The organism is Enterobacter cloacae complex sp. HYC074_NIDB, assembly GCF_056673345.1.
This window is the reverse complement of sequence record NZ_CP114214.1, coordinates 276,156-293,659: the sequence shown is the minus strand read 5'-3', so window position 1 is coordinate 293,659 and position 17,504 is coordinate 276,156. Positions and strand designations below refer to the sequence as shown.

At 56.6% G+C, this 17,504-nt stretch carries 17 protein-coding genes; 3 read left to right on the top strand and 14 right to left on the bottom strand.

Annotated elements, in window-relative coordinates:
- Nucleotides 1-3: 3 nt before the first annotated feature.
- From tatC to udp, 8 genes are all read right to left on the bottom strand, one after another.
- Nucleotides 4-774 (bottom strand): Sec-independent protein translocase subunit TatC, encoded by a 771-nt coding sequence (tatC, locus tag O1724_RS01460; RefSeq protein WP_023315191.1) that lies wholly within the window; start codon nucleotides 772-774, stop codon nucleotides 4-6.
- A 2-nt stretch (nucleotides 775-776) separates the two neighbouring features.
- Complete coding sequence (tatB, locus tag O1724_RS01455) at nucleotides 777-1,319, bottom strand: Sec-independent protein translocase protein TatB (RefSeq protein WP_003860783.1); 543 nt, start codon at nucleotides 1,317-1,319, stop codon at nucleotides 777-779.
- Between the two features lie 3 nt (nucleotides 1,320-1,322).
- The gene (gene tatA, locus O1724_RS01450) at nucleotides 1,323-1,577 is read right to left on the bottom strand and encodes a Sec-independent protein translocase subunit TatA (RefSeq protein WP_003860787.1); all 255 of its coding nucleotides are present in this window, start codon (nucleotides 1,575-1,577) and stop codon (nucleotides 1,323-1,325) included.
- Nucleotides 1,578-1,653: 76 nt separating this feature from the next.
- Nucleotides 1,654-3,294: a ubiquinone biosynthesis regulatory protein kinase UbiB gene (gene ubiB, locus O1724_RS01445; RefSeq protein ID WP_022650180.1), complete on the bottom strand. Its 1,641-nt coding sequence runs from the start codon at nucleotides 3,292-3,294 to the stop codon at nucleotides 1,654-1,656.
- Nucleotides 3,291-3,896, bottom strand: coding sequence for a ubiquinone biosynthesis protein UbiJ (gene ubiJ, locus O1724_RS01440; RefSeq protein ID WP_045342699.1), 606 nt, complete (start codon nucleotides 3,894-3,896; stop codon nucleotides 3,291-3,293). The genes ubiB and ubiJ overlap by 4 nt, the downstream gene beginning before the upstream one ends.
- A gap of 13 nt (nucleotides 3,897-3,909) precedes the next feature.
- Nucleotides 3,910-4,665 (bottom strand): bifunctional demethylmenaquinone methyltransferase/2-methoxy-6-polyprenyl-1,4-benzoquinol methylase UbiE, encoded by a 756-nt coding sequence (ubiE, locus tag O1724_RS01435; RefSeq protein WP_003860790.1) that lies wholly within the window; start codon nucleotides 4,663-4,665, stop codon nucleotides 3,910-3,912.
- Nucleotides 4,666-4,731: 66 nt separating this feature from the next.
- The gene (gene rmuC / locus O1724_RS01430) at nucleotides 4,732-6,189 is read right to left on the bottom strand and encodes a DNA recombination protein RmuC (protein ID WP_058659941.1); all 1,458 of its coding nucleotides are present in this window, start codon (nucleotides 6,187-6,189) and stop codon (nucleotides 4,732-4,734) included.
- Nucleotides 6,190-6,328: 139 nt separating this feature from the next.
- On the bottom strand, nucleotides 6,329-7,090 hold the full coding sequence (gene udp / locus O1724_RS01425; RefSeq protein WP_003860792.1) for a uridine phosphorylase: 762 nt from the start codon (nucleotides 7,088-7,090) through the stop codon (nucleotides 6,329-6,331).
- Nucleotides 7,091-7,349: 259 nt separating this feature from the next.
- Between udp and O1724_RS01420 the strand changes: the two genes are divergently transcribed.
- Nucleotides 7,350-8,156, top strand: a complete 807-nt coding sequence (locus O1724_RS01420) for a dienelactone hydrolase family protein (protein WP_003860793.1) — start codon at nucleotides 7,350-7,352, stop codon at nucleotides 8,154-8,156.
- Between the two features lie 47 nt (nucleotides 8,157-8,203).
- Here the strand turns inward: O1724_RS01420 and metE are convergent, their stop codons facing one another.
- On the bottom strand, nucleotides 8,204-10,465 hold the full coding sequence (metE, locus tag O1724_RS01415) for a 5-methyltetrahydropteroyltriglutamate--homocysteine S-methyltransferase (protein WP_023315188.1): 2,262 nt from the start codon (nucleotides 10,463-10,465) through the stop codon (nucleotides 8,204-8,206).
- 116 nt (nucleotides 10,466-10,581) lie between these two features.
- On the opposite strand from metE, the gene metR reads away from it, so the two are divergent.
- Entirely contained in the window at nucleotides 10,582-11,535 is a 954-nt protein-coding gene (metR, locus tag O1724_RS01410) for an HTH-type transcriptional regulator MetR (RefSeq protein ID WP_015570000.1), read from the top strand.
- Here the strand turns inward: metR and O1724_RS01405 are convergent.
- From O1724_RS01405 to pldB, 3 genes are all read right to left on the bottom strand, one after another.
- The gene (locus O1724_RS01405) at nucleotides 11,423-12,322 is read right to left on the bottom strand and encodes a carboxylate/amino acid/amine transporter (protein ID WP_003860795.1); all 900 of its coding nucleotides are present in this window, start codon (nucleotides 12,320-12,322) and stop codon (nucleotides 11,423-11,425) included. The two genes, metR and O1724_RS01405, sit on opposite strands and share 113 nt — an antisense overlap.
- 82 nt (nucleotides 12,323-12,404) lie before the next feature.
- Nucleotides 12,405-13,205: a sugar/pyridoxal phosphate phosphatase YigL gene (yigL, locus tag O1724_RS01400; protein ID WP_003860797.1), complete on the bottom strand. Its 801-nt coding sequence runs from the start codon at nucleotides 13,203-13,205 to the stop codon at nucleotides 12,405-12,407.
- 31 nt (nucleotides 13,206-13,236) lie between these two features.
- Nucleotides 13,237-14,229 (bottom strand): lysophospholipase L2, encoded by a 993-nt coding sequence (pldB, locus tag O1724_RS01395; RefSeq protein WP_015570002.1) that lies wholly within the window; start codon nucleotides 14,227-14,229, stop codon nucleotides 13,237-13,239.
- Between the two features lie 111 nt (nucleotides 14,230-14,340).
- Between pldB and rhtB the strand changes: the two genes are divergently transcribed.
- The gene (rhtB, locus tag O1724_RS01390) at nucleotides 14,341-14,961 is read left to right on the top strand and encodes a homoserine/homoserine lactone efflux protein (protein ID WP_003860798.1); all 621 of its coding nucleotides are present in this window, start codon (nucleotides 14,341-14,343) and stop codon (nucleotides 14,959-14,961) included.
- Here the strand turns inward: rhtB and rhtC are convergent.
- Together rhtC and recQ are read right to left on the bottom strand one after the other, a co-directional pair.
- Complete coding sequence (rhtC, locus tag O1724_RS01385) at nucleotides 14,958-15,578, bottom strand: threonine export protein RhtC (RefSeq protein ID WP_022650176.1); 621 nt, start codon at nucleotides 15,576-15,578, stop codon at nucleotides 14,958-14,960. The two genes, rhtB and rhtC, sit on opposite strands and share 4 nt — an antisense overlap.
- 61 nt (nucleotides 15,579-15,639) lie before the next feature.
- Nucleotides 15,640-17,469, bottom strand: coding sequence for an ATP-dependent DNA helicase RecQ (gene recQ, locus O1724_RS01380; RefSeq protein ID WP_003860800.1), 1,830 nt, complete (start codon nucleotides 17,467-17,469; stop codon nucleotides 15,640-15,642).
- Nucleotides 17,470-17,504: the final 35 nt, after the last annotated feature.

The following is a 17,504-nucleotide window of genomic DNA, read 5'->3' as shown; positions in this document are numbered from 1 at the left end:
GTTTTATTCTTTAGTAGTCTCTTCAGACGGCTCGTCTTCTTCGTCCCGGGTACGCCCCTTTCCGACGTAGAAACGAGCGAAGAACACGCCGACTTCAAACAGGCAGTACATCGGTATCGCCAGTAAGGTTTGCGAGAAGACGTCCGGTGGCGTTAACAGCATACCTACAACAAATGCCCCCACCAGGATGTACGGGCGCTTCTTACGCAGATCGTCAGGCGTGGTCACCCCTACCCAGCAGAGCAGGACAATCGCTACGGGCACCTCGAAGGCGACACCAAAGGCCATAAACAGCGCCATCACGAAGCTGAGGTAGCTGGCGATGTCCGTCGAAACCTGTACCCCTTCCGGCGCGGTATGCGTCAGGAAGCCAAAGGCCAGCGGGAAGACAACGAAGTAGGCGAACGCCATGCCGATGTAAAACAGCAGCGAACTGGACACCAGCAGCGGAATAACCAGCTTGCGTTCATGCCTGTACAGCGCGGGCGCCACAAATGCCCAGACCTGATACAAAATGACCGGTGCAGAGGCAATCAACGATACCCAGAAGGTCAGCTTGATGGGGGTAAAGAACGGTGAAGCAACGTCCGTTGCAATCATCGTCGCGCCCAGCGGCATCTGTTTAATCAGCGGCGCGGAAACCACCTGATAGATATCGTTGGCGAAATAGACCAGACATAAAAAAATGAGGAAAACCGCAATAATGCAGTTTAACAGGCGCTTACGCAGCTCAATGAGGTGCGCAATCAGCGGTTGAGTATCATCTACTGCCATGTTTACGCTTTATCACTCGACGAGGGGGATGATTCGGAAACGGGCGCGGCGGGTTTTACCTCAGCCGTTTTGACCACGGGCTCTTCCGGCGGCACCTGCTTTTTCACTTCGGGCTCCTGCGGCGATTGCTCTGGCGAAGCAGCCTGATGCTCCGCGCTGGAAGGCGTTACACCCTCGCGCTGCTCTTCGCTACCCTTCACCACCGGATTGTGGATGGTGTTTGCTTCATCGCTCGCCTTCTCAGGATCGTTAATGCTGTATGAGCGCTTCATGGATTCAGCCGCTTCGCGTAACTCATCCATTGATGCTTTCAGCTCCGGCGTCAGGTTATCCATGCTCGCCTTTTCAACCTTTTTCAGGCTGTCCTGAAATTCCTGAAGCTTCAGCTCCTGCGCCAGCTCGTTCTGCACGGTAGTTGCCAGCGAGCGAAGTGCCCGCACCCAGCCCACGACGGTTTTCACCGCAACGGGTAAACGCTGCGGCCCCAACACAATCAGACCAATCACAAAGACCAGCAGTAACTCACCAAAACCAATGTCGAACACGAATTACACCTGCTCTTTATCGTGACGTTTAGCCTCTTCCTTTTTGGCTTCGTCCTGCTTATCGGCGATGGATTTAGCGGTAAAATCAGCATCCTGACTGGTTTTTTCCTGCTTATTCTCATCATCGCTCATGGCTTTCTTGAAGCCTTTGATTGACGCGCCCAGGTCGGAACCAATCGATCCGAGTTTTTTCGTGCCAAACAGCAGCACAACGATGACGGCAATGATCACTAACTGCCAGATACTGATACCACCCATGCGTGTTCCCCAGTGATAGATGATTAATTAGTCAGATCGCATTATACGTATGCAATCTCTCGATAGCGACGCTAATTCAGCGCGTTTTTCGCCAGCCAGCAAGCCAGACAACCACACCGGCAGCCATAATCCAGGCTGGCATCATTTCCCAGTCCGGACGATTGATCAACAGCAACGTGCCGCTTATCAGCAGCGTCGCGCCAATTCCGAAGAGATAGCGGGACTGCCCCTGACGCACGCGACTGGATTGAAGCTCGTGCGCGATTTTATCCATGCTGTGCTGAAGGTTCTTGCTCTGACGCAAACTGTCGTAAACCAGTTCAGGAATTTCAGGCATTTTTTCAATCCAGAACGGGCCTTTCTCTTTAAGCGAGCGAACCAGGGCTGGAATACCGACCTGATCCTTAATCCAGGATTCGAGGAACGGTTTCGCGGTTTTCCACAAGTCTAACTGAGGATAGAGCTGGCGGCCTACGCCCTCAACGTAAAGTAATGTTTTCTGAAGTAAAACTAATTGTGGCTGCACTTCCATATTGAAACGGCGTGCGGTGTTGAACAGGTTGAGCAGGACGTGTCCGAAAGAGATCTCCGAGAGCGGCTTTTCAAAAATCGGCTCACAGACGGTGCGGATCGCAAATTCAAACTCTTCCACGTTGGTATCTGGCGGAACCCAGCCTGAATCCACGTGCAGCTCGGCCACCTTACGGTAGTCGCGATTGAAGAAAGCGATAAAGTTCTCGGCGAGATAACGCTTATCCTCTTTATTCAGCGAGCCGACAATACCGCAGTCGATGCCGATGTATTTAGGATCTTCCGGGTGCTCATAGCTGACAAAAATGTTGCCCGGATGCATGTCAGCATGGAAGAAGCTGTCGCGGAAAACCTGAGTAAAGAAGACCTGCACGCCACGTTCGGCCAGCAACTTCATGTTGGTGCCCTGTTTTTCCAGCGCCGTCACGTCCGAGACCGGAATACCGTAGATACGTTCCATCACCATCATGTTCTGACTGCAATAGTCAGAATAGACTTCAGGAACATACAGCATCGGGCTGTCTTCAAAGTTTCGACGCAGCTGAATGGCGTTCGCCGATTCACGCAGCAGGTTAAGCTCATCAATCAGCGTTTTTTCGTATTCCCGTACCACTTCCAGCGGACGCAGACGGCGGCCATCCGGCAACAGACGCGGCACCCAGCGAGCCAGGCGATAAATCAGCTTCATGTCTGCTTTGATAACCGGCAGGATATCCGGACGAATCACTTTAATGACCACCTCTTTGCCATTTTCCTTCAGGCGCGCAGTATGAACCTGCGCAATAGAGGCAGAGGCCAGAGGCTGAATATCGAAATCATCAAACCAGGTCTCGATGGGGATATTGCCCATCGCTTCTTCGATTTGTTTCTTCGCTCTCTCTCCGTCAAACGGAGCGACGCGATCCTGCAATAGTGCGAGCTGATCGGCAATCTGCGGTGGAAAAAGGTCGCGACGTGTTGAGAGCATCTGCCCAAACTTGATCCAGACCGGTCCCAGCTCCTGCAACGCAAGACGCAGGCGTGCGCCCAGCTCCTGATCCTTATGGCGATTCGGCATCCAGAACAGCGTGCGACGCCAAAGCCGAAGCGGCAGGGTGATACGCATTCTGGGGATAAGCTCGTCGAGCCCGTAGCTCAAAAAGGTGCGAACGATAAAATAGAGGCGCCGAATTTCACCAGGCGTCATTTGCCCTCCAGTTTTTCCAGCCGTTTGGTTAACGCATCAACTGCGCGCTCAACTGCCGCGGTCTCTTCTGCAAACCAGGCGACTTCTAAAGGCCCCGGCGCCATACGCCACTCTTCGGTCAGCACCTCGGCAGCGTAGCGCTGTTGACGGAGCAGACCTTTACGCAGGAAAGCGGAACCCGTGCGCAGCGTTTTGCTTATCCCTTCAGCCGCGATGTCGCCGATATAGGGCGCCAGCAGTTCCGCCGGGTCGAATTCAGCCTGATCGCTGAGTGCAACGAAGTTCTGTACCACCTGAATATCGCCTTCGACCTCCAGCTCACCGCTGCGAATAAGCGCCGTCATCTGCTGACGGTCACGCAGTTTTGGTAAGACGCTCATGTGCGTAATTACCGAGCAATCAGCTTCGCCTTCCCACTCCCCCAGAACGTCAAGCCGGCGTTCGCTGAAGACCAGCACAAGCGGCGTCGAGAACTCCTTTAACACGATGCGCAGCACCTTTCCGTTAAGCCGCTGACGTGCGGTTTTCAGCGCCGGAGCGCGATACAGAAAGGCATTCAGTACATTCTCGATGCCTGCGGTGACTAAGGGTTTAATGGGCACGGGAAACCTCCACTCAGAACTTGTAACCACGATGCAGCGCGACGACACCCGCCGTCATATTGAAGTATTCCACGTTTTCAAACTCGGCATCCTGCATCATCGCTTTCAGCGTGTCCTGATCCGGGTGCATTCGGATGGATTCGGCCAGATAACGGTAACTTTCTGCATCGTTTGCCACCAGCTCGCCGATGCGCGGCAAAACGTGGAAGGAATAGGCATCGTAAGCTTTGCTCAGCGGGTCGATAATCGGTTTAGAAAACTCGAGAACCAGCAGTCGGCCGCCCGGCTTCAGCACGCGGTACATGGAGCGCAGCGCTTTATCTTTATCGGTCACGTTACGCAGACCGAAAGAGATGGTGATGCAGTCGAACGTATTATCCGGGAACGGCAGCGCTTCGGCGTTGGCCTGAACATATTCAACGTTGCCTACCACGCCGATGTTACGCAGCTTTTCGCGTCCCATTTTCAGCATGGAGTCGTTGATATCCGCCAGCACCACGCGGCCGGTTTCGCCAACCAGACGGGAGAATTTAGCGGTCAGATCCCCTGTGCCTCCGGCTAAATCCAGCACCGTTTGTCCACGGCGCACGCCGCTGCAATCAATAGTGAAGCGCTTCCACAAGCGATGAATGCCGAATGACATCAAATCATTCATCACATCGTACTTCGCCGCCACGGAATGAAATACGTGGGCCACCATGTCAGCTTTCTGCGCTTTGGCGACAGTCTGAAAGCCAAAGTGCGTTGTGTCTTGTGAATCGTCAACCATCTCAGAGCCTGCTAATCAGTCAAATGTTCGTGAAGTGTAACAGATTGGGCGCATTTGCCCTACGTTTCAACCACCGTGAAAGAAACGTGCCGGCTGCGCTTCGGGGGATAAACTCGCCGCTAAACCGTTGTCTTCATTGCGGCTATTTTGCTCACCGTCGCCTTCACGCAGACGAAACTCTTCGTCCTGAGCGGTAGCCTGCTCCACCAGTTCCGGATTAATCTCGCGTTTAACTTCCACCCCCAGGCTGCGAAACGCCTCCGCCTGCGCCAGCAAATTGCCACGCCCGGAGGAGAGTTTTTTCATCGCCTGGCGGTAGTTATCCTGCGCGCGATCCAGGCTTTGCCCCACCGAGGACATATCGTCCACAAACAGCCGCATTTTGTCGTACAGCTTGCTGGCGCGATCGGCAATCTGCTGCGCGTTACGGCTTTGGTGCTCATAGCGCCACAGGTTGGCAATGGTACGTAACGCCACCAGCAGCGTGGTGGGGCTGACCAGCATAATGTTATTTTTCAGCGCTTCGGTGATCAGTTCGGGCTGTCTGTCGAGCGCCAGCAGGAAGGCTGGCTCAACCGGAATGAACATCAGCACATAATCCAGCGATCGCAGCCCCGGCAACTGTTGATAATCTTTTCTGCCCAGCAGACGGATATGGTTACGCACGGAGGCGATGTGCTCCTGCAACGCTGTTTCGCGGGTGTAGTCATCTTCCGCGTTGAAGTAGCGCTCATAGGCCACCAGCGTCATTTTGGCGTCGATAACCACATCTTTGCCCTGTGGCAGACGAACAATGACATCCGGCTGCATCCGCGAGCGCGCATCGTTTTCAATGCTGACCTGCGTTTCGTATTCGTATCCTTCGCGCAGGCCAGAGGCCTCCAGCACGCGCGTCATGACCACTTCGCCCCAGTTTCCCTGCGCTTTGTTATCACCTTTCAGTGCGCGCGTCAGGTTAACCGCCTCCTGCGCCATCTGCGCATTCAGCTGCTGGAGATTACGAATTTCATGCGCCAGCGTGTGGCGCTCGCGGGCCTCCTGACCAAAGCTGTCCTGTACCTGACGTCGAAAGCCGTCCAACTGCTCACGCAGGGGCGTCAGCAGGCTGTTCAGGCTCTGACGGTTCTGCTCATCCACGCGGCGATTGCTGTGCTCAAAAATGCGGTTCGCGAGGTTCTCAAACTGCTCGCTAAGACGCTGCTCGCTGTTGATCATCTGACGGATTTTGTCTTCGGCGTGCAGTTGGGTGGACTCAAGGCGGGTGGTCACTTCCCGGAGATCGGCCTCCAGCGAGGTGTTAATGTCGCGCAGATTGCGCAGTTCGTTATTGAGCAGTTCACACTCATCGCGCCAGTGGTCACTCAGCGCAAGCTGTTGTTTCGTCGCGCTGAGTTCGGCGACGATCTCTTCGCGCTCTGCCAGCTGATCGGCTTTCTGCTGAGCATGTTGGTAGCCGCAAATGAGCCAGCCAATCCCCACGCTCACCAGCGCAACTACCGCATAAACCAGGATTGAAATATCCACAATGCCCCCTGCATCCACGTCTAACCCGCACAAAATAGAATTGTGCTGTATGAACGTCCAGTTTGAAAGGGTTTTCCTGCGAGGCGTTACGCAAAAAGAAAAGGCCGAGCATGTCGGCCTTTTAGCACTGAAGAGAGAATTAGATCAGGCGGCGCGCCGCTTCAACCACGATTTTCACCGCATGGCTTTCAGTCTGCTTCATGGTTTCAGCGTTCGGGATCTCCTGTTGGGTACGGTTGACGATAACGCCCGCCACCATACCGGCACGCAGACCCTGGCTCGCGCACATGGTCAGCAGCGTCGCAGATTCCATTTCGTAGTTCATGACGCCCATCGACTGCCACTCTTCCATGGAGCCTTTGAAACGGCTCACCACGCGACCAGAGAAGGTGTCGTAACGCTCCTGGCCCGGGTAGAAGGTATCGGAAGAGGCAGTTACGCCCACGTGGGTGGTGGCGCCCACGGATTTCGCGGCTTCAACCAGCGCGGTGGTGCATTCGAAATCGGCCACTGCCGGGAATTCCATCGGAGCAAAGTGCAGGCTTGCCCCGTCCAGCCGCACGGATGCGGTGGTAACCAGCACGTCGCCCACGTTGATGTGCGGCTGAATGGCGCCTGTGGTGCCGATGCGCAGGAAAGTACGAATGCCCAGCTGCGCCAGCTCTTCAACGGCGATAGAGGTAGACGGGCCACCAATACCGGTAGAGCACACGATCACCGCTTTACCGTCCAGCTCTGCGCGCCAGGTGGTGAATTCGCGATGCGCTGCCAGCTTAACCGGCTTATCCATCAGCGCGGCGATCTTTTCCACACGCTCTGGATCGCCAGGGACGATAGCAAGCGTAGCCCCTTGTAAATCGTTTTTAGTGAGGCCGAGATGAAAAACATCAGACTTAGACATAGGTGACTCCTCTGTGGGTCGGTTTGTCAGAAGAAGTAAAACGGTACTTTACAGAAGCAATGTGCATTATTTCGTGACACACCTCACCATGAATGAAAATGATTGCAGTTAATTTCCATAAAATAGTGATTCACATCACATTAACAAGTTATATCGCCGGGTGCTGCACAAAAGATAGACGCTATAAGGCACTGTGGGTTGTTAACCTGGTGTCTATATTTATCTTTGCGCTAATCCATTCATTGGTACGGAGAATGCCATGACTGAAAAAACCGGTTTTGCACCTGCTGCGGCCCCGCACGCTTCAACCATCGTCTCAACCCCTGAAGAAGCCATTACCGCAGGCGAGACCTCCATTCCCTCCCAGGGAGAGAACATGCCAGCGTACCACGCGCGGCCAAAATCTGCCGATGGCCCGCTGCCCATCGTGATCGTGGTGCAGGAAATATTTGGCGTTCATGAACATATTCGCGACCTCTGCCGCCGTCTGGCGCTGGAAGGTTACCTGGCCGTTGCGCCGGAACTCTATTTCCGTCAGGGCGATCCGAATGATTACAGCGACATCCCGACGCTGTTCAGCAACCTGGTCAGCAAAGTGCCGGACGCGCAGGTACTGGCCGATCTCGACCACGTTGCCAGTTGGGCGGCGCGCAACGGTGGCGACCCGCACCGTCTGATGGTGACCGGCTTCTGCTGGGGTGGACGCATTAGCTGGCTGTATGCCGCGCACAATCCGCAGTTGAAAGCGGCCGTGGCCTGGTACGGCAAACTGGTGGGCGAAAAGACGCTGAACTCGCCGAAACATCCGGTTGATATCGCCACCGATTTAAATGCCCCGGTGCTAGGGCTGTATGGCGGTCAGGATACCGGCATTCCGCTTGATACCGTCGAGACCATGCGCCACGCGCTGCGGGCGGCAAACGCGAAGGCCGAAATCGTGGTGTACCCGGATGCGGGACACGCGTTTAATGCCGATTATCGTCCGAGCTATCACGCGGAATCCGCGAAAGATGGCTGGCAGAGAATGCTGGCGTGGTTCAGCCAGTACGGCGGGAAGAAAGCGTAATACCAAAAGCCCGGTGGCGGCTACGCCAACCGGGCAATCCAGCACCACTACGCCTGACGCAAATTCTGCGCCGCCTGCACCATGTTCGCCAGCGCCGCGCGGGTTTCAGGCCAGCCACGGGTTTTCAGGCCGCAATCCGGGTTTACCCACAGACGTTCCGCCGGGATGCGCTGGGCCGCTTTTTGCAGCAGCGATTCAATCCACTCCACGCTTGGCACGTTAGGGGAGTGAATGTCATACACGCCCGGCCCGATTTCGTTCGGGTAGTCGAACTCTTCGAACGACTCCAGCAGCTCCATGTCTGAACGCGAGGTCTCGATGGTGATCACATCGGCGTCGAGCGCGGCAATGGAGTCCATGATGTCGTTAAATTCGCAGTAACACATGTGGGTGTGGATCTGCGTGTCGTCCTTCGCGACGGCCGCGTTGAGGCGGAAAGCCTCCACGCCCCACTGTAAGTAAGCATCCCAGTCGCTGCGACGCAGCGGCAACCCTTCACGCAGCGCCGGTTCGTCGATCTGAATGATGCCAATCCCCGCCGCTTCCAGATCCGCCACTTCATCACGCAGCGCCAGGGCGATCTGTTTGGCGATGGTTTCCCGGGATACATCTTCACGCGGGAACGACCAGCAGAGAATGGTCACCGGCCCCGTCAGCATGCCTTTTACCGGTTTGTCGGTCAGAGACTGGGCATACTTCGCCCACTCCACGGTGATCGCTTCCGGGCGGCTGACGTCGCCGATCACCACCGGCGGCTTCACGCAGCGGGAGCCGTAGCTTTGCACCCAGCCGTTCTGGGTAAAAACGAAGCCGTCCAGGTGTTCACCGAAGTATTCCACCATATCGTTACGCTCGGCCTCGCCGTGCACCAGCACGTCCAGACCCAGACGTTCCTGCTCGACGATCGCCTGTTTGATGTGTTCCGCAATGCCGGTGCGGTAGTGATTCGCATCCAGATTGCCCTTTTTGAAGTCCAGGCGCAGGCCGCGGATCTCGGTAGTCTGCGGGAAGGAGCCGATGGTTGTGGTCGGCCACGCGGGCAGGTTAAAGCGCGCACGCTGGGCTTCGGCGCGCACTTCATACGGGCTCTGGCGCTGGCTGTCCCGGGCGGTGATGGCCGCCAGACGTTTTTCCACCACAGGGTTATGCACGCGCGTCGAGTGACGGCGCGCCTGGATCGGAGCGCTCCAGTCGGTAATCGCTGCCGTGTCGCCGCTGTTTAGCGCGTCGCGCAGCAGAGCCAGCTCCTCACACTTTTGCAGAGCAAAGGCAAACCAGCTTTTCACCTCAGGGTCGAGTCGGGTCTCCACGCTCAGGTCGATCGGGCTGTGCAGCAGGGAACAGGAAGAGGCTACCCACAATTCACGTTTACCGACAATGTCCTTAATTTGTGCATATTTCTCGGTGAGATCGGCACGCCAGACGTTACGACCATTCACCAGACCGGCAGAGAGCAGCCACTCCGCAGGCAGACGCTTGTGCAACTCTGCCACATCGTCTTTGCCGTGAACGAGATCAACGTGCAGACCCTGAACCGGCAGCGCAGTAATGGTGTCGAGGTTAGGCGTTACGCCCTCGAAATAGGTGGTCAGCAGCAGCTTCACCTGGCCCGTGAGCGCGTCATACGCCGGTTTGAAGGCATCCAGCCACGCCTGCGGCAGCTCAAGCACCAGCGCCGGTTCATCGATTTGCACCCACTGAATACCGCGCTTACCCAGCTCAATCAGCACCTGCTTATAAACCGGCAGAATATCGTTCAGCAGGCTGAGGCGGTCGAACTGCTCACCTTTCACTTTGCCCAGCCACAGGTAGGTGACCGGCCCCAGCAGCACGGGTTTCACCTGGTGACCCAGCGCCAGCGCTTCGTCCACTTCATCCAGAAGCTGGGTCCAGGTCAGTTTGAACTGCTGGCCCTTAACGAACTCCGGCACCATATAGTGATAGTTGGTGTTAAACCACTTGGTCATTTCCGCCGCTGCCGCTGGCTCACCCGTTGGCGCGCGGCCACGGCCGATGCGGAACAGGGTATCGATATCCACCGATCCATCGTTGTTCTGATGACGAGCCGGCACGTTGCCAAGCAGCAGGCTGGTGGTCAGAACATGGTCGTACCAGGCGAAATCGCCCACCGGCAGCAGGTCTACGCCCGCCTGTTTTTGCTGATCCCAGTGACGCGCGCGCAGCTCGCGTCCCACCGCCAGCAGTTCTTCGCGGGTGGCGTTACCCGCCCAGTAGCTTTCTTGCGCTTTTTTCAGCTCGCGACGCAGACCAACGCGAGGGAAACCGAGAGTGTGAGTGCGGATTGTCATGGCATACCCCTTGTAGAAATTCGTTATTTAGACGTCCAGATGTTTACACTTCTATAATTGGCAGGTACTGTATATTCCTCAAGCGCAAAATGTTCATGCCGAAGTGAAGGACTTTCATGATCGAGATTAAACACCTGAAAACGCTACAAGCGTTGCGGAACTGCGGTTCTCTTGCGGCGGCAGCGGCCACGCTGCACCAGACTCAGTCTGCCCTTTCTCACCAGTTCAGCGATCTGGAACAACGCCTCGGCTTTCGTCTTTTTGTGCGTAAGAGCCAGCCTTTGCGCTTTACGCCGCAGGGCGAAATTTTGCTTCAGCTGGCGAACCAGGTGCTGCCGCAGATTGCCAGCGCGTTGCAGTCCTGCAACGAGCCGCAGCAGACCACCCTGCGCATCGCCATTGAGTGTCACAGCTGTATTCAGTGGCTGACCCCCGCGCTTGAGAACTTCCGCCAGAAGTGGCCGCAGGTGGAGATGGACTTCAAATCCGGCGTCACGTTTGATCCGCAGCCGTCGCTTCAGCAGGGTGAGCTGGATCTGGTGATGACCTCAGATATTCTGCCACGCAGCGGTCTGCACTATTCGCCAATGTTTGATTTTGAGGTGCGTCTGGTGCTGGCCCCGGACCATCCGCTGGCCGCCAAAACGCGTATCACGCCGGAAGATCTGGCAACGGAGACGCTGCTGATTTACCCGGTACAGCGCAGTCGTCTGGATATCTGGCGCCATTTCCTGCAACCCGCAGGCATCAGCCCACAGCTGAAAAGCGTGGATAACACGCTGCTGTTAATTCAGATGGTGGCGGCCAGAATGGGAATTGCGGCGCTGCCGCACTGGGTGGTCGAGACGGTTGAACGCCAGGGTCTGGTGGTTACCAAAACCCTGGGTGAAGGACTGTGGAGCCGGCTGTACGCCGCCGTGCGCGATGGCGAGCAACGTCAGCCAATTACGGAAGCGTTTATTCGCTCAGCGCGGAACCACGCGTGCGACCATCTTCCGTTTGTGCGGAGCGCGGAGCGACCCAGCGGCGATGTACCCACAGCGAAGCCAGGATCACCGTTCCCCCAATAAGGAAACTCGGCCAGTGCGGCTGCTCCTGCCAGATGGCGAGGTTCACCAGTAGCCCCGCCGGCACGTGCACGTTGTTCATGATCCCCAGCGTTCCGGCGTCTACCTGCGTCGCGCCGTAGTTCCACATAAAATAGCCCAGCCCCGACGCCACCACGCCCAGCCAGACCAGAACGCTCCACTGCACGGGGGTGGTCGGCAGCTTTTGCGGGTTGCCGAGCATAAACCATGCCGCAATCGCGACAATCGCCGCACCCATATAGAACCACGCAAACGCGTTATGCTGCGGCATCGGGCGGGTCTCCATCAGGCGTTTGTAACCCACCATCCCGATGGCAAAGCTGATATTAGCGAGCTGGACGAACATCAGCCCGGTCCAGAAGTGATCGCTTACCTTGTCATAGCGAATAATCGCCGCGCCAATGACTGCCAGCGCAGCGCTCAGCAGGTATCCCCAGCGCAAACGGCGCCTGCTGAGCAAGTCATAAATCAGCGTGATGTAGAGCGGCGTGAGCACGGTGAAGAGCAGAAATTCCGAGACGGACAGGTAAACGTAGGCCCGGAAGCTGAACAGGTACATGATGCCAAGCTGCATCGCGCCTACCAGCATGTACAGCAGAATAGTTTTTAGCGATTGCCCGCGGGTACGCAGGAACGGCAGGAACACCAGTGCCGCCAGCCCCACGCGCATCAGCACCGAAAAGTAGCTGTCGACCGATCCGGCAAGGTATTCGCCAATCAGACTAAAGGAGAAGGCCCACAGGATAGTGGTGATAATGAGTAGCGCCACAATGCTTGTCTCTCAAAAAGAAGGAGAGGCATTGTAGCGAACTCTTTAGTTGACATCTGAACAATAAACAATCAAATGAAGATTATTCAAGGAACAGTTTGCGCAGATACTTAGGTACCGCGTTGTCTGCGTTCGTGCCAATCACTTCCAGCTCCGGGTGCAGATCTTTCAGGCGCTGGTGCGCGTTCTGCATGATGCAGCCTTTACCCGCCATGGAGAGCATCTCGGCATCGTTCATGCCATCGCCAAAGGCGATACAGTCTTTCAGATCAAAACCCAGCCGTTTCGCTACCGCTTCCAGCGCGTGACCTTTGGACACCCCGCCCGCCATCACTTCCAGACAGGTCAGCGTGGAGAAGCTCACGTTCACGCGGTCGCCCCAGCGGGCGTTGATCGCCTGCTCCAGCGGCAGTAACTCCTCATGATTTACACAGGTGAAGAACACCTTACTGATCCCTTCCGGCTCCAGCAGACCCGGCTCGTACAGTGAGTACTGGAATACGGCTTCCTTGAAGAAGCGCATCTCTTCCGGGCGATGGCGGTTCATAAACCACTCGTCGTCGCGGTAAACGTTAGTCACGATATCCGGGTTGTTATGCACAATGCCGAACAAATCGGTGGCGATGTCACGATCGAGATTATGGGTAAAAATCAGGTTGCCGTCCGTGTCATGTACGCGCGCACCGTTAGAGGTGATCATGTACGACTTGATCTCCAGGTTATCGCGGATCTGCCCCACGTCCACGTGGTGGCGGCCAGTGGCGAACACGAAGTTCACGCCACGGGCAGTCAGGAGTTTTAGGGTCTCTTTCGCATAAGGCGACAGGGTGTGGTCGGGGGAAAGCAGCGTGCCATCTAAATCAGATGCAACAACCTGGTACATAGGGATTTCAACCTCTGGTGGAAAACAATAATCAGTTATGCCTGTTGAAAAATTCAACAATGGCGTTGAGCGCGACTGAGCGCATAGCGTCCTTTTCAAAAAGGATCTCATGGTACGCACCGTTGATGACCAGCGGTTTACCCCCTTCACAGGGATGGCCCGCAGCGGCGCGAAGTTCACAATAGCGGTCATGCATGCGGTTATCCACCACACGCTCTTCTTCCGCCTGGATCAGGAGCGTCGGCGTGTCATCATCGCCTACGCCTGCCAGCACCTGTTCACCGGCATGAATACCTTCCCGCACCCAGTGCCAGGTGGGGCCGCCGACCCGCAGACGCGGTTCATCGGCATAAAAACGCAGGTTGCGCCGATAACGCTGCCGACTGTGGGTTAACACGTTGATGGCAAACGGTAACGCCCGCCAGCGTCCTGTTCCGATGGCATAGCCTTCTCGAATGCGCTGATGGCCCTCAGCCCAGTCGAGAAGATGGCGCACCATCCAGTCAGGAAAACGTATCACAATGCCGTACATCGGCGCGGTCAGCGCAATGGCGTCGCACTGGTGCTTATGGCGCTGCAAAAACAACGTCGAGATCGCGCCCCCCATGGAGTGGGCAAGAATATAACGCTTGCGCCACGGTCCGGGCTGCACTTCCTGCTGCCAGAACGCGGCCAGATCGTCGACGTAATCGCTGAAGTTATCCACGTGGCCGCGATGGGTATCCGGTAACATCCGGCCGGAAAGCCCCTGCCCGCGATGGTCGATAATTAACACATCAAAGCCCAGATGGAACAGGTCATACGCCAGCTCGGCATATTTGATATAGCTTTCGATGCGCCCGGGGCAGACCACAATCACCCGGTCATTTTTTTCATCACGGAAACGAACGAAGCGTACCGGGATTTCCCCGACGCCCATAAACTCATCTTCCTCACGCTGGCGCCAGAAATCGGTCAGCGGCCCCATGGAGAAAGCAGCAAATGCGTTTTCTCGTGTTTCCCAGTCCTTTTTCTGCTGAAACATTGGGTTTCCACCCCCCGTAATTCAGGGAATATCGTTTTTTTCGTCACCGGTCACAAAATGACTCAACAATAGCGTATTGTGGCATAAAAACAGACGATCCGGGAGTTTCAAATGACCTTCGAGTGGTGGTTCGCCTACCTGCTGACATCCATCATCCTCAGCCTTTCACCTGGCTCGGGCGCAATCAACACCATGACCACCTCCATTAATCACGGCTATCGCGGCGCGGTGGCGTCAATCGCCGGTTTACAGACCGGGCTTGGCATTCATATTGTGCTGGTGGGGATTGGTCTGGGCACGCTGTTCTCCCGTTCGGTGCTGGCCTTCGAGGTGCTGAAATGGGCTGGCGCAGCGTATCTTATCTGGCTGGGTATTCAGCAGTGGCGCGCCGCAGGCTCGATTGATCTGCATACGCTCTCCCGGACGCAAACACGCGGCCACCTGTTTAAACGCGCGGTGTTCGTTAACCTGACCAACCCGAAAAGCATCGTGTTCCTCGCCGCCCTGTTCCCGCAGTTTATCGTGCCGCATCAGCCACAGGTGATGCAGTACGTGGTGCTGGGCGCAACCACCATTATTGTCGATATCATTGTGATGATTGGTTACGCGACGCTGGCGCAGCGAATTGCGGCGTGGATCAAAGGGCCTAAGCAGATGAAGGCCCTGAACAAAGTTTTTGGTTCGCTGTTTATGCTGGTTGGCGCGCTGCTTGCGTCAGCGCGTCATGCTTAGCGAGAAATGATGAGATGAATGCCGAAGCCGGCGAACAACGCGCCGGCGAAGCCGTCGATCCACTTCGCGATGCGCTGGTAGCCGCGACGCATCGCCGGTAAGGCAAACAGGCTTGCCACAACGGTAAACCAGGCGAACGTTTCCACAACGATCAGCAGGAAGATCCCCCAGCGCGCGCCCGCGCCGACGTTATCCCCCACAAACAGCGAGAATACCGAGCCGAAGTAAATAATTGCTTTCGGGTTCGCCAGGTTGGTCAGCAGCCCTTTCACAAAGCTACGGCCGCCCGTTGCCAGCTCAACCTTTGGCTCTTCCGGCTTGCTCTCTTCTTTCTTCAGCGCTCCGCGCAGCATCTGGTAGCCCATCCAGCACAGGTACAGACCGCCGCCAACCATAATGATGTTATGCAGCCACGCCATTTTCGCCAGGATCAGGTTCAGACCGAGCAGCGCAACCGCCGCCCAGACCATGACGCCCATGGTAATACCGAGCACACCCATCATCGCCTCTTTGCGGGAGCGGCTGACGGCCGTTTGCGACACGAAGAAAAAATCAGGGCCTGGGCTCATCAGCGCAACGATGTGCACTAACGCCACGGTGAGAAATAGCATTAACATAATTAGCTCGCGGGGAAATAATACAGTGAGTCACCATCCTGGCACTTTTTCGCCCGGCTGACTACTCCTCATCATCACCATCAGCGTGGGAACGGATGAGCGCCATAAACTCTTTACCGAAGCGCTCCAGCTTGCGCGTGCCGACGCCGTTGACGCTGAGCATCTCGCTGGCGCTGAGCGGCATTTGCTCGGCCATCTCGATCAGCGTCGCGTCGTTGAACACCACGTATGGCGGGATGTTCTCTTCATCGGCAATAGCTTTACGCAGCTTACGCAGCTTGGCGAACAGCTTGCGGTCGTAGTTACCGCCGTAGGATTTTTGCATCACGCGCGGCTTCAGGGCGACGACGCGCGGAACGGCGAGCTTCAGTTCAACCTCGCCACGCAGGACAGGTCGCGCCGCTTCGGTCAGCTGAAGCGCAGAATGCTGGGCAATATTTTGCGTGGCAAAGCCGAGGTGGATCAACTGGCGGATAATACTCACCCAGTGCTCATGGCTCTGGTCTTTCCCGATGCCGTAAACCGGCAGCTTGTCGTGACCCATATCGCGGATACGCTGGTTGTTAGCCCCGCGCAGCACTTCAACGACGTAGCCCATCCCAAAGCGCTGGTTCACGCGTCCGATAGTCGAGAGCGCTTTGCGCGCGTCCATCAGGCCATCGTACTGCTTCGGCGGGTCGAGGCAGATATCGCAGTTGCCGCACGGCGCCTGACGCCCTTCACCAAAGTAGTTGAGTAACACCAGACGGCGGCAGGTTTGCGCTTCGGCGAAGGCCCCCATCGCGTTAAGCTTGTGGCGTTCGATATCCTGCAACTGCCCCTGCGGTTTCTCTTCCAGACAGCGGCGCAGCCACGCCATATCCGCCGGGTCGTAAAACAACATCGCTTCCGCAGGCAGACCATCACGCCCGGCGCGGCCGGTTTCCTGATAGTAGGATTCGATATTGCGCGGAATGTCGAAATGCACCACAAAGCGCACGTTGGGCTTGTTGATCCCCATCCCGAACGCCACCGTTGCGACCACGATTTGCAGGTCGTCGCGCTGGAATTTTTCCTGAACATCGGCGCGGATGTGGTTCTCTAACCCGGCATGGTATGCCGCCGCGCTAAAGCCGCGATTTTGCAGACGCGCAGCGGTGTCTTCCACCTTTGCGCGGCTGTTGCAGTAGATGATGCCGGACTTGCCGCGCTGCTCCTGCACGTAGCGCAGGAGCTGATCCAGCGGCTTGAACTTTTCCATCAGCATATAGCGGATGTTCGGGCGGTCGAAGCTGCTGACCTGAATATACGGGTCGTTCAGTCCCAGCAGGCGAACGATGTCCTGACGCGTGGTGTCGTCCGCCGTGGCGGTAAGCGCCATAAACGGCAGCTCGGGGAAGCGCTGACGAAGCTGGCCGAGGGCGGCGTATTCCGGGCGGAAATCGTGCCCCCACTGGGAGATACAGTGCGCTTCATCCACCGCCAGCAGCACCGGGTTCCAGTGCGCCAGGTGGTCGAGGAAGTTGTCCAGCATCAGGCGCTCTGGCGCGATATACAGCAGGCGAACCTGTCCGGTGCGGCACCCGGCCATCACCTCTTGCTGCTGCTCGCGAGTTTGCGTTGAGTTAAGACAGGCCGCCGCCACGCCGTTGGCGAGCAGCTGGTCGACCTGGTCTTTCATCAGGGAAATAAGGGGTGATACCACAACCGTCAGGCCATTAAGCACCAGCGCGGGCACCTGATAGCAGAGCGATTTACCGCCGCCGGTCGGCATGACCACCAGGCAATCGCGGCCTTCCAGCACGGTTTCAATGATGGTTTCCTGGCCAGGACGGAACTGCTGGTAGCCAAAGGTTTCATGCAAAACCTGTTTAGCCAGCGATTCCTGATTCAATACTTCCGCCTGCGCCACGTTAACCCCATATGCCAGAAATGAAACAGGCGCTA

Excerpts from the sequence above, each read along its gene's own strand:
- tatC (WP_023315191.1), bottom strand. The coding sequence starts at position 774 with ATGGCAGTAGATGATACTCAACCGCTGATTGCGCACCTCATTGAGCTG.
- tatA (WP_003860787.1), bottom strand. The coding sequence starts at position 1,577 with ATGGGTGGTATCAGTATCTGGCAGTTAGTGATCATTGCCGTCATCGTT.
- ubiB (WP_022650180.1), bottom strand. The coding sequence starts at position 3,294 with ATGACGCCTGGTGAAATTCGGCGCCTCTATTTTATCGTTCGCACCTTT.
- ubiE (WP_003860790.1), bottom strand. The coding sequence starts at position 4,665 with ATGGTTGACGATTCACAAGACACAACGCACTTTGGCTTTCAGACTGTC.
- udp (WP_003860792.1), bottom strand. The coding sequence starts at position 7,090 with ATGTCTAAGTCTGATGTTTTTCATCTCGGCCTCACTAAAAACGATTTA.
- O1724_RS01420 (WP_003860793.1), top strand. The coding sequence starts at position 7,350 with ATGACTGAAAAAACCGGTTTTGCACCTGCTGCGGCCCCGCACGCTTCA.
- metE (WP_023315188.1), bottom strand. The coding sequence starts at position 10,465 with ATGACAATCCGCACTCACACTCTCGGTTTCCCTCGCGTTGGTCTGCGT.
- metR (WP_015570000.1), top strand. The coding sequence starts at position 10,582 with ATGATCGAGATTAAACACCTGAAAACGCTACAAGCGTTGCGGAACTGC.
- yigL (WP_003860797.1), bottom strand. The coding sequence starts at position 13,205 with ATGTACCAGGTTGTTGCATCTGATTTAGATGGCACGCTGCTTTCCCCC.
- pldB (WP_015570002.1), bottom strand. The coding sequence starts at position 14,229 with ATGTTTCAGCAGAAAAAGGACTGGGAAACACGAGAAAACGCATTTGCT.
- rhtB (WP_003860798.1), top strand. The coding sequence starts at position 14,341 with ATGACCTTCGAGTGGTGGTTCGCCTACCTGCTGACATCCATCATCCTC.
- rhtC (WP_022650176.1), bottom strand. The coding sequence starts at position 15,578 with ATGTTAATGCTATTTCTCACCGTGGCGTTAGTGCACATCGTTGCGCTG.